4 protein-coding genes are annotated in these 7,430 nt (G+C 50.2%); all 4 read right to left on the minus strand.

What is annotated here, in order from left to right; genetic code table 11:
* Positions 1-30 precede the first annotated feature (30 nt).
* Genes EBB_RS09535 through EBB_RS09550 form a run of 4 tightly spaced genes read right to left on the minus strand, consistent with a single transcriptional unit; the run spans position 31 to position 7,348 of the window.
* Positions 31-3,351: a DEAD/DEAH box helicase family protein gene (locus EBB_RS09535; protein ID WP_192393482.1), complete on the minus strand. Its 3,321-nt coding sequence runs from the start codon at positions 3,349-3,351 to the stop codon at positions 31-33.
* Between the two features lie 11 nt (positions 3,352-3,362).
* Positions 3,363-3,563 carry a hypothetical protein gene (locus tag EBB_RS09540; protein ID WP_192393483.1) on the minus strand — a complete coding sequence of 67 codons (201 nt, stop codon included), beginning with the start codon at positions 3,561-3,563 and terminating at the stop codon, positions 3,363-3,365.
* Positions 3,560-4,096 (minus strand): ATPase, encoded by a 537-nt coding sequence (locus tag EBB_RS09545; RefSeq protein ID WP_192393484.1) that lies wholly within the window; start codon positions 4,094-4,096, stop codon positions 3,560-3,562. Before EBB_RS09545 ends, EBB_RS09540 begins: the two co-directional genes overlap by 4 nt.
* A gap of 3 nt (positions 4,097-4,099) precedes the next feature.
* Complete coding sequence (locus EBB_RS09550; RefSeq protein WP_192393485.1) at positions 4,100-7,348, minus strand: site-specific DNA-methyltransferase; 3,249 nt, start codon at positions 7,346-7,348, stop codon at positions 4,100-4,102.
* Positions 7,349-7,430: the final 82 nt, after the last annotated feature.

Consider the following 7,430-nt stretch of genomic DNA (forward strand, 5'->3'; position numbering starts at 1 on the left):
AGCTATTCAATAGAACAGTTAAAACCTCGTCTAAATAATGCTGCCCATCAAAATGTTTATGTAAGCAGGTGTATGATCCATAAACAACACATGCCGCGCTTCCCAATACTCCCGGTCATAACCCATCGCTTCAACCAGTTGAAAACGAGTAGGCGTAACGATAAAGCTTTCCAAGCGGATATTGTCTTTATCGGCTAAACGCTGCTCGATGTCTTTAATGGTCTTATGAAACTGCACTTTCGGATGCTCAGGCCCTTCGTGAGCGATACCGTGTGGCTCAATGAAGGCGACCACTTGTTGATCGCCCTTGATGGCCCACAGAATGAAATCCGGGTAGAAATTACCGGCCTCGAAAAAACCGATACCACTGCCGCGTGACTTATTCCTTAGGAGGAAAATTGACGTTTTGTTTTCGGTGAGCTTGGCTTCGTTATTTTCCAGCCAAGCCATCAAATCGACCACAAAGTTCTTCTCGCTGTCGTTCAGAGAAACCGGGGCAATCGTAATCGGGCAACCGCGCTCGGCATACAGCAAGGGTTGGTATAAATGATGACTCAATACGATGGCTTTCAACTGGCCCGCTTCAATCAGCTTGGGTGTTTTGGATTGCCAGTTCGCTGCGACTTCGGCCTTCAGCTTTTCGATGTCGTCAATCAGTTGCTGTTCGGTGGCATCGACAATTAACTGGTAAGACTCGGAGTCAGTGGGCAAATTGCTGTCGCCATTCTCCAAATCCCGGTATTGCAACCTCGGTCGAATAAACTCATCAACACAATTCAGGTAAAACCGCTTGCTGTATTTTTTCAATAACTCCAAGGCAATTTGATTCCAGACCCGCACGTTGGCAAAACTGTTCATCGCCATCAAATGTTTGGGAACCAATAGTAAGTACCAATCAGCACGCCTTAACAAACCCGGAATGGCCTGTGGAGTGATGATCAGGCTGTACAGATTTTCTCTGGCCTTATATTGCTCCAGGTCGAAATACAGCTTGTTAATGTCCAAAAAGGCAATCTGCTCGTCGGTAAACACTGCCTCGTTGACGTTCACGGCAGCCGCCGCGCCGGCATTGACTGCCCGCGCGACTATCGCCTGAATTTTGGGATACCAATCGACTTCGACCCGGCTTTTTCGCATGACGTCCGGCACGCCGCCGAATAGTGGCATGGTGCCATCGCGGGTAAAACGGTATTCGCGGCCGTCGGCTTTTTTCAGCTTGGGCCGCAACACCTTTAGCTTGTGGCCGAAGTCGTAGGTCACGTTCATCGGAATTTTGAACACTTCCTTACGGTCATTTGCCGGTAACCCTTCGTCTTCGAGAAAATCGCGGAACTTCTCCATGAAGTCGGCCTGTACGCCAAACACATTCAACGTTTCGATGTAGTGGATGTATTCGGGTTGTTTGGCGGGCGTAGCGGCTCGCGAACGTTTCAACGACCATTCGTAACCTTTCAAGCGCACGCCGCGACCAAACAACTGAATGATTTGCGAACCCTCGCTACGACCGACACGCATCAAGCCCAACGTCGATACCCGCCAGCAATCCCAACCTTCGACAAACTTCTTGGCACCAATCAACAGATTGATCGGCGAAGACGATTCCTTGATGCTGGCAAACTGGGCGGCAACAAAGTCGCTATCATCCACCACAATCTGCGGGCAGGTGTCTTGGACGTGCTTCGATAGCCCCAAGGCATCGCCAACATTAATCAAACCGAAATAGCTATCGCCATGACCGGCTTTCAGTACCAATTCGCCGCTGTCACCTTTCAAACGCCAGACATGCAATTGACCGCCTGCTCGGTTATTGAACAAGGTTGCGAGAATATCGCTATGAATATCGTTGGCTGACTCCCCTTTACGCAAACGCTCGCGTAAAAACAAAAAGGCACCGTGGAAAATGTCATGGCCTTTGTTATCGATCAAACCGGTTGCTGTGGCATTTTCGTTTAGCAGCGTAGCCACCGCTTTAACGGCTTGTTGCGGCTCGGCAAGAAACTGGGCAATAAAACTCAACACGCGAACGATGTCGGAGACGGTTTCCTGGTCGCTACCGGATGCCGCTGCAGCCTTAGAAACGCTCGATCCAACAAACACCCACAACGGTTTTTCCAGGTTGTACGCCGCGTATTGCAGCTTACGTTCGCGATACAAACGCAACTGTTGGTAAAAGCTCAACAAACACGCCGACAGATACAAAAACTCGTGCTCGGCTTGAGATTTGGGGATGTTGAAGATGCGGTAATCCTTACCGTAGCCGTCTTCGTAAAAATAGCGGTACGAATAATCGAACAGCACCGCCTTCGCGTAACTTTCCTCGATTTTGGCATTATTCGCCGCTTTCACCGCTTCTTTGAAAGTCGCGGAGTATTCGAACGCAAAGCCTTTTTCCACCAAACGCTCGCGCTGCTTCATCCAGCCTTCTTCCTCGGCCTTGCCCATACCCCGGTGGCCTTCATCCACTAGAATCAGGTTGCGGTCGCCCAAGTTACGAGTGGCAATGGTATTCGGGCCGTCCTTTTCGCCCAGCTTGGTAATTTCGATGAAGTCGACCCGGCTCAAATGACCGTAACTACTGCTGAAAATGTTGGTGGTACTGCCGATGTCGTTGTTATCCAGCACCAGTCGCGCGACTTCGATACCGCTTTGCTTCAGCTCTTGTTCGTGCTGACTGCTCAATCCTTCGTTAGGGGTAATCAACAAGGTTCGCCTCACCAAATCGTGCTGACCGGATTCGGTGGCATAGTGGGCAAATTGACGATAGTTGATGTGCATCAACAGCGTTTTCCCGGAACCTGTAGCGTTTTGCAAACACAGCTTGTTCAAGTCTTCCAGCGAATATTCACCGATGCCGGTGTTGAATTCCTTGGCCTGCCAATGCGTATTGAAGCGGCGGACGTAATCGTTCAATTGTTCCAGCAATCGCTCGCGATCAGTAAAGTATTGATGCAGATAAATCTCCGCAAACAACAGCGACAGCCATTGGTAATACTTCCATTCGATGGAGCGCTCGCGGCCTTCGTTTAGCCGCAAGGTATGCGCGACAATGTTTTGCTCGTAACCCAGCAAAGCATTCGGATTAAGAGTTGCTGTCGGTTGCCAATCGCTTTTCAGTTGCTGGTAAAAATAATGCAGGTTGTCGCTATCCAGGCCTTCCTTACTGTCGCGCAGCAACTTTGCCAGCATCTGCATGGGGCGAACGCGGCGCTTGCCGTCTTGATGCTCGGCAAAGGTATCGACGCCCAGCAATTCCATGATCCACAGGTTTAAGACCAACTTGTCGGCAAACGCCAAACTTTGCCCGGATTTCTTTTTGCCGCCTGCCTTGGCGGCTTTAGGTTTTACAGCCATGTACAGTGTTCCTAGAGGTTGTTCGGTACCGAGTTGTTATTAGCCTGATGAGTGGTTACATGCTCAACCAGCAACTGGCCATCGCGTACCACCACCAGCGGCGTATCGGTTTGCGCGGCCAGTTGTCGGGCTTTTTGCGCGGCGCGGCGTAAGGCGATTTCCACTTGGCGGGCGTCTTCGTCTTTGGCTTGATTTAAAGGTTGGGTGTTCATGATTCGCTCCAGTCCAACAATTGTGCTTGATCGCCGGCATTATCGAAATGCAGCCAAACATCGACCAAGGCTTTGTAGGTTTGATGAAAATGGCGCCTGCCGGCTTCGAAGCGGCGGCGTATGGTTTCGGCAGGGATGTTGTGGCCGCCTTGCGCCACGCGGGCGGCGACGCGGGCAATGGCGGTTTCCGCGTTCGGCAGTTCCAAAAAAATCATTTTCACCACATAACCAGCCGCTCGCCATTGCGGAATGGCGCGGGCGTAATGCAAACCGCTCAAGGTGGTTTCCAACGCAAAGCTGTCGCCTCTGGCAATATGCTCTTCAATGCTTTGCAACATCAAGCGGCCGGCTTTGATTGCGGCGGCTTCCGGTGCAAACGGCGACAAACCGGCGGCGATCAAATCGGCGTTAATGAACACCGGGCAATGCGCTTCGTTGGGTAAAAACTCGCGGGCAAAAGTCGTCTTACCGGCACCGTTCGGTCCGGCGATGATGACGATCTTCTTTACCCTCGACAAAGGGCTGTTGTTCATGCCTTATTCCCCGGACCACATGGCAGCATGAAACGCTTCCTCGATTAGGCGCACTTTGATTTGTTCGCCTTCGATCACCGGATTGGGCAGAGTGTGACTGCCGTTGACGTAGATGGCGCCATAGGTCTGTTCGCGCGGGGAAATCTGCAACTTATCCAGCAGATAGGTTTGCAGCACCGCATTGTCTTTTTCCAGATCGGTGGTCAGTTTGCGCCAGACGATCAAAGTCGGAATTCTCGACGAGTCGTCGCCTGGTATTTTTAAGGTATAGCCTTCGACCAAGCGAAACCAATAATCGCCTTGGGCGTCCGGCTTCAACCGTTTGCACAACAATCGAGTGTTTTGATCTTGCGGCAAATCCGGGTCGGTTTCGCGGACGAAGTCGGCGGAAAAGCCTTGAGGCGCCGCCATGTGCGATACCCACAAGCCGATCAACCAGTTGAAGGTTTCCACCAAATCGACGCTTTGCAGAGTTTGCGATTCGCTGCCCGGCTTTTTGATCCACATCTGGTAAGCAAAAGGATCACGGAACGCGGCGATGTTCAGCAGGCTTTGGCTGCCCTGGGTTTCCACGTCCAGAAAGTAGTTGAGCAGATAATCGCGGCGCAGCTCCGGGTTGTTGTCCAACGCGCGTTCGCGGGCGTCGTCTTCCCTGAACACTAGATTGTTCAGCACATCTTCGTAGCTTTCCAGACGCAGAGTTTTAAAACAATGGCTGATACCTTCGCGGGACACTGGCTTGCCATCTTTCCAGTCTTTGGAATAGACGACTTTTTGGATACGAGGTTTTAAGATGGTATCGAAGTAGTCATTTTGTTCAGCGAGAATGTATTTACGACTCCCATTATCCTGCCGGTTGAGATTGATGGTGGCATGAGCGGTGGTACCAGAACCAGCAAAAAAATCAAAGACTTTAGCCGTTTTTGAGGTTGTTATATGCAGTAATTTTTGAATTAGCCGGGTCGGTTTTTGCGTAGAAAACGCACCCTCCCTGGAAAATAGATCGCTGCCTTCTTTTAAACCTTCTTGGGAATGTCCGGAAGACTGATGATCCCACCATGTCCAGGGAACCATGCCTTCCATTTCGTTCAAAAACCGTTTTACCGCAGGACGACCAGAACCGTCTTTGCCGAAAATAAGACGTTTATCTTCTTTTAACTTTTCACAGTTGTCCTGCGTAACCATCCAGCAACGTCCTGGAGGCGGTGTAAGCTTTCTACCATCCGGCGTTTCTATTTCATACATTTGGTTTGGGCGGAAACCGGGCGCTGTAAAATTATCTGCTTTCCATGGTCCACGAGGATCATTATCAGGGTTAGAAAACTGTTTGATTTGGTCATTTCCTAAGGGCAATAAATTTCGTTTTGCCTTGAATTGGGAAGGTTCCGTTGCGTAAACCAAAATATATTCATGCGCATCGCTAATTGCTTTGCGAATATCTGGGGAATATCGCTTTTGCCATATTAGATCGGCTATTTTGCATGCATCGCCATAAAGCGACGATAACAGCAAAGATAAGTTAACCATCTCGTTATCGTCAATCGAAACGGAAACGCTGCTATCAACTGCTTGCAAGGATTTTGCTAACGCTAGTCGGCTATAGATATTCGATAACCAGCTCGAATGCTGGTAACTATCTTTATAGGCAAAACCATCACCACCTGTGTTATACGGCGGATCGATATAAATACACTTCACCTGTTCCCGATACTTCGCTTGCATCAAGCCCAAGGCCTGAAAATTCTCCGAATGAATCAACACCCCGTTACATTGAGCATCCAGATCGGGAATTTCCGCCAATAACCGTTGTTCGAAGTCGGCGCTAAACAACGCGGTGTCGACTAGCAAATAAGGATTGGCCTGAAGAAACGCGACGGTGAGCGGTTCGCTGTAACCCGGTGTAGCTAAATCCCCGGCAATCTCATTGATGGCAAACAGCTTGATCCATTCCTCTCGTTGCCTGTCGTTGGCGGCAATTTCCGGGTAAAACTTGGCCGCTATGCGGTCCAGGGTGATGCAGTAATGGCATTCGGTAACGAATTTCTTTTTCAGCCACAGCTTTTTTTGAAACTCTTCCAGTTGCGCCAAGAAGGCGATCAATTGCAGGGCAATTTTGCGCAGCACGCGGATTTTGCTTAGGTAGTTTTGTACTTGCGGCGCATCGGCGTTGTCGATGTCGTCCAGACGCATGATTTCGTTCTTGATGTAAAAATCCAGTTCGCGCCGTAAAAAGCCGCCCAGGTCTTTATGAATGAAATAATCCATGGTGTTGCGAGCAGCATATTTTTGCAGGTACTTGCCTAACAAGCTGCGTTTGTCCTTGCTGTCGGTCGGTGCCGGGGTTTGCAGAGCTTGTAAAAACGCGGCGGCGTTCAGCTCCTGCAACGCCTGGATAATCGCTGCTTCGGCTTGCTGCAAGCGGGTTTCCTGCCATTTTGCGTCCTGACCGGTTTTGTCCGGATCGGTGCGGTATTCGAAGTTGATGACCAGTTCTTGTTCGCCCTCCGGCAGGGAAATAATTTCGACCGGTTTGGCGGCATGAATCAAAAAAAAGCGCTTTTGATCGGCAGTGGCTTTGATGTTGCCGTGTTCGCCTTCGCTGGCATCGACGATACGGAAATGCACTTTTAGGGCTTGTTCGTCATGGCTGGCGAACTGCTCCAGGTCTGCGATTTTTCCGATTTGCGCTTGCTGGCGAATCGCTTCGTTGAGATCGAAGCTGTAGTTGCTCAGGTACTCGCTGCTTTTAATGTAATACTGGTCTTTATTGGCCCAGTGCAGATATACCTCGCGGCCGTCGTAAGGCACGGCATAAGACGCGGCGCGGTTGTCGCTTTCGCGGGCGTAATAACGGCGCGACATGAAATCGCCGTTATCGTAATAACGTTCGAAAAAGCGGTACAGATGGTCGTAGATTTCGCTCTCGGCATTGCCGCCGTCCTTGGCTTGTTCGTATTGGGCTTTGGCTTCCTTAACGCCATCGGTTTGTTCCGGGTCTGGCGCACCGAATTTCTTGGCCTGTTCGATTGCGGCTTCATAATGCGCTTTGGCTTCCGACAGCCGTTGTTCGTCCACTTCGCCGAAAGCGTCCTGGATCACGTTGAGTAAATCCTGCTCCAGGAAGCGACTGATTTGCACGCTTTTGGCGTGCATGATTTTGTAAAAGCCAAAATCCAGTTCCGGCTGATCGAGTTGAAACAACTCTTTCAGCAGGTTAATCAGGCGGCTGCGGTATTTGTCGGTGTTGCTCATAAATCCTTTTTAAATAATCGGTTCGGCTGGCTGTTGTTTATATTGATTTGATTCAAGCCGCTACAAAAAAGTAACCTCCGAG

Source organism: Methylomonas fluvii, from assembly GCF_014850975.1.
In the GTDB taxonomy this organism is placed as follows: Bacteria; Pseudomonadota; Gammaproteobacteria; order Methylococcales; family Methylomonadaceae; genus Methylomonas; species Methylomonas fluvii.

Excerpts from the sequence above, each read along its gene's own strand:
- EBB_RS09540 (WP_192393483.1), bottom strand. The coding sequence starts at position 3,563 with ATGAACACCCAACCTTTAAATCAAGCCAAAGACGAAGACGCCCGCCAA.
- EBB_RS09545 (WP_192393484.1), bottom strand. The coding sequence starts at position 4,096 with ATGAACAACAGCCCTTTGTCGAGGGTAAAGAAGATCGTCATCATCGCC.
- EBB_RS09535 (WP_192393482.1), bottom strand. The coding sequence starts at position 3,351 with ATGGCTGTAAAACCTAAAGCCGCCAAGGCAGGCGGCAAAAAGAAATCC.
- EBB_RS09550 (WP_192393485.1), bottom strand. The coding sequence starts at position 7,348 with ATGAGCAACACCGACAAATACCGCAGCCGCCTGATTAACCTGCTGAAA.